Annotated in this window: 4 protein-coding genes and 1 pseudogene; 4 read left to right on the plus strand and 1 reads right to left on the minus strand. The window is 73.5% G+C overall.

What is annotated here, in order from left to right; all coding sequences use genetic code 11:
* Nucleotides 1–222, plus strand: a pseudogene (locus JM949_RS34895) (septal ring lytic transglycosylase RlpA family protein); the annotation flags it as partial.
* A gap of 36 nt (nucleotides 223–258) precedes the next feature.
* On the opposite strand, the gene JM949_RS34900 reads toward JM949_RS34895, so the two are convergent.
* Entirely contained in the window at nucleotides 259–1,509 is a 1,251-nt protein-coding gene (locus JM949_RS34900) for an SUKH-3 domain-containing protein (RefSeq protein ID WP_203152326.1), read from the minus strand.
* Nucleotides 1,510–1,587: 78 nt separating this feature from the next.
* Here JM949_RS34900 and JM949_RS34905 point away from each other — a divergent pair, with 78 nt between their 5' ends.
* The 3 genes from JM949_RS34905 to JM949_RS34915 form a co-directional block, all read left to right on the plus strand.
* Entirely contained in the window at nucleotides 1,588–2,010 is a 423-nt protein-coding gene (locus JM949_RS34905) for a YbaB/EbfC family nucleoid-associated protein (RefSeq protein ID WP_203152328.1), read from the plus strand.
* A complete protein-coding gene (locus JM949_RS34910) occupies nucleotides 2,007–2,339 on the plus strand; it encodes a hypothetical protein (protein ID WP_203152330.1) in 333 nt (110 codons plus the stop codon). Before JM949_RS34905 ends, JM949_RS34910 begins: the two co-directional genes overlap by 4 nt.
* 14 nt (nucleotides 2,340–2,353) lie before the next feature.
* Nucleotides 2,354–3,138: WXG100-like domain-containing protein (locus tag JM949_RS34915; RefSeq protein WP_456320247.1), on the plus strand; the 785-nt coding region annotated here is incomplete at its 3' end.

Raw genomic sequence — 3,138 nt, forward strand, 5'->3', positions numbered from 1 at the left:
ATGCACCTTTTCGAGGAGGCCGCCGGCCCCGGGGCGACCAGCGGACAGTTCCCGGTCGGCACCCGGCTGCGGGTGACCAACCTGGACAACAACCGGGCGACCACGGTGACGGTGACCGGGCCGTCGGGCAGTTGTGTGCTGCTCAACTCCGCCGCCATGGAGCAGATCCGCGAGCCGGGCAAAAACCTCGTCCGTCGCAACACCGTCGAGGTGCTCCGCTGACCCCCGGGGCGGGGCCCGTCCAGCGGGCGCCCCGGCTCAGCCGCTCTGGTCGGCCCGCCAGGTGCCGTCGTCACGGACCCGGGCGGGAGCCCGGCCGAGCAGCAGGGTCGTCAGCGCGGCGTCGATGGTGTCGCCGAGAAACCACTCGCCGGCCTGGTCGAGCGCGAAGACCCGGCCGCGCTCGTCCACCGCCAGGACGCTGTCCTGCTGTTCGGTGCCGATCGGAAACAGGCGTAGGCCGAGCACCGCGCCGAAGTCCGCGAGTGTGTCGGCGGTATGCGCGATGGCGTGCGGACGAATGTCGAACCGGGAGATCCACACCTGCTCGCCCCGGCCCCGTCGGGCGCCGACCAGGCTGGGGAACGCGGTCAGCGCCTCGACAGCAGCGGGGAAGACGGTGTGCTGGTGGGTCCGTCCCGGCACCGCGGTCACGTCCCGGATCGCCGCGGCAGCCATGATCTGGTCTCCGATGTGCGGTCGCCACCCGGCCGCGACCAGCGCGTTGGCGACCTCCGCCGGGAACCGCCCAGGATCGGGGTCCGGTGCCGCCGGCGCGCGCCAGGTCTCGATGTGGGCGCGGGCCGTCTCCGGCAGGACGTTGGCCCGCACCAGGAAGGCGATGCACGAGTCGCAGGGCAGCTGGGCGGGACCACCGGCGGGGTCGCCAGGCTCACGGACCCGGAAGACCTCGAAGCGGGCGCCCTCCAGCAGAGCGGCTGCCTCGGGCCGCCCCATCGGCGCGATGCCCTCGGCGGCCCGGCGATGGTCGTACTCGTGCAGCACGTCGGAGACCACGATCAACTCTGCGTGAGCTTCCCCGCCCCGGACCAGATCGCCGGGGGGCAGCTGGGCCAGATAGTCGCGTACCAGCGGGTGGTGATTCAGCGGCACCTCGGCCCTCGTGCCCTGGGCCGTCCAGATCCGCCCGTCGATCGTCAGGTGCGCGGCGGTGTTCGGAGTGGGTCCACGATGGATCTCCCGGACCAGCAGACTCGACGGATCGACGGTGCGGGCGGCGGTCGGCCCGGTGGGCTGGCTGCGCCGGTACATCTCGGCGACCACCGTGCTCGGCACCCGGGGCCAGGTGGTAACGGTTCCGGTCTGCTTGTCGATGACGGTGGTGGGCAGGTCACCGGGCACCGTGCGCACCTCTGTGGGCACCACGGACGTGATGACGTAGCCGAGGTCGAACTCGTCCACCATCGCGGTGCACTCGTGGCCGAGGCGCTGCGAGTCGCGGCGGGCCCAGGTGGCCGCGAGCTGCTCGGCCTGTTCGCGGTCGATCACGCACTGAAACTACCGGACTACACAGATCGATGGCAGCCGGTATGGTTTCGGTCGACCGACAGTGACGGGAGGGCGGCCGTGAGCGAACACGCGGACCGGGGCGCCAATCGTGAGCTACGGGCCCGATTCGACGACGTGTACGGGCAATATCAGCAGCTCAGATCGGGTTTGGACACGCTCCAGGTTCGGCTCGCCGAGCTGCGGGTGACCCGCCGGTCGGCCGACGGGCAGGTGACCGCGACCGTCGGTGCCCAGGGCCGGTTGATCGATGTCGAGCTGTCGCCGGCCGTCTACCGCGACCGGGACGCCGGGGCGCTCGGCCGAAAAATCACCGAAACGATCCGGGCCGCCGCGAGCGACGCCGCCGACGCCACCCGTGACCTCGTTGCCGAGAGCATGCCGGCCGGCTCCGGGTCGGCGGACTTCCTCCGTAGCGGAGATTTCGGCACGCTCCTCGGCCGGGCCGACGCTGTGTTCGGCAGGGGTGAGGGGGCGGCATGACCGACGGGCAGCTCTGGCTCGATCCGTCCCGGGCCCGCCGGGGCGGTGCGGACCTGGCGCTCGCCGGTGAGGCCGTGACGGCCCGGCGCGCGGCGGAGGGCGGCGCGATCGAGGCCGCCAGCGGCGCCAGCCCATGGGGTCGCGACGACATCGGCGCCGCCTTCGAGCGGAACTACCGGGGGTTCGAGCAGACCGTGCTGCGGGCCTGGGCCGGCGTCGGGCAGCGGCTCACCGAGCTGGGCGGCGACGTCACACGGGCGGTCGACGCGAGCGTACGGACCGACGGGGCCAGCGCCGCCCGGCTCGGCCGGGCCGCCGACCAGCGCTGACGCCGACGATCGCGATGAGCGTGCTGCCGAGCCCCATTCCGCACCCCCTCGACTACGCGCCCTGGGATGTGCCCGGCTGGATCTACGAGGCCCTCGACTGGGTCGTCGGCGTGCAGTGGCCGGAGGGCAACGAGCGAGCCGTCTGGGACGTCGCCGACCAGTGGTACGCGGTCGCCTCCGTGCTCGCCGGCCCGCACACCGACGCCGCCGCGGCCGCCGCCGAGGTGCGCACCGGGTACGGCGGTGTCGGGGCGGTCGACGCGGCGTTCGAGGCGGCCTGGCGGGGGGTCGCCGAGGGCGACGACGCCCCGTTGCCGGTGCTGCTCGCCATCACCGCCGACCTGGGCCGGCTGGTCGAAGAGTGCGGCTGCGACATCGAGGGCGCCAAGCTGGAAGTCTGGATCGAGCTGGGCATCCTCGTCATCGAGCTGCTCTCCGTGGCGGTCGCGGCGGTGCTGACGGCTGGCGCGGCGACCCCGGCCGCCGGTGCGGCGATCACCGCGACCCGGCTGTTGGTCCAGCAGATCTTCCGGCGGCTGATGGGTCAACTGGCCAGCAAGTCCCTCAGACACGGGCTCAAGGAGGCCGGCGAGCGGGCCGCCAAGGAGGTCGCCCGTGGTGGCGTACGCGGGCTCGCGAGGCGGGCCAGCCGCGAGGGGCTGGAGGAGGCCGCCGAGGAGGCCGGGGTCACCCTGGCCACCCAGACGTACCAGAACTCCACCGGGCGGGCGCACGGCCTGGACCTGACCGACCTCGGTGCCTCGGCGGTCGGCGGGCTCGCCGGCGGGGCGGTCGCGCC

The organism is Micromonospora tarensis, from assembly GCF_016803395.1.
In the GTDB taxonomy this organism is placed as follows: Bacteria; Actinomycetota; Actinomycetes; order Mycobacteriales; family Micromonosporaceae; genus Micromonospora; species Micromonospora tarensis.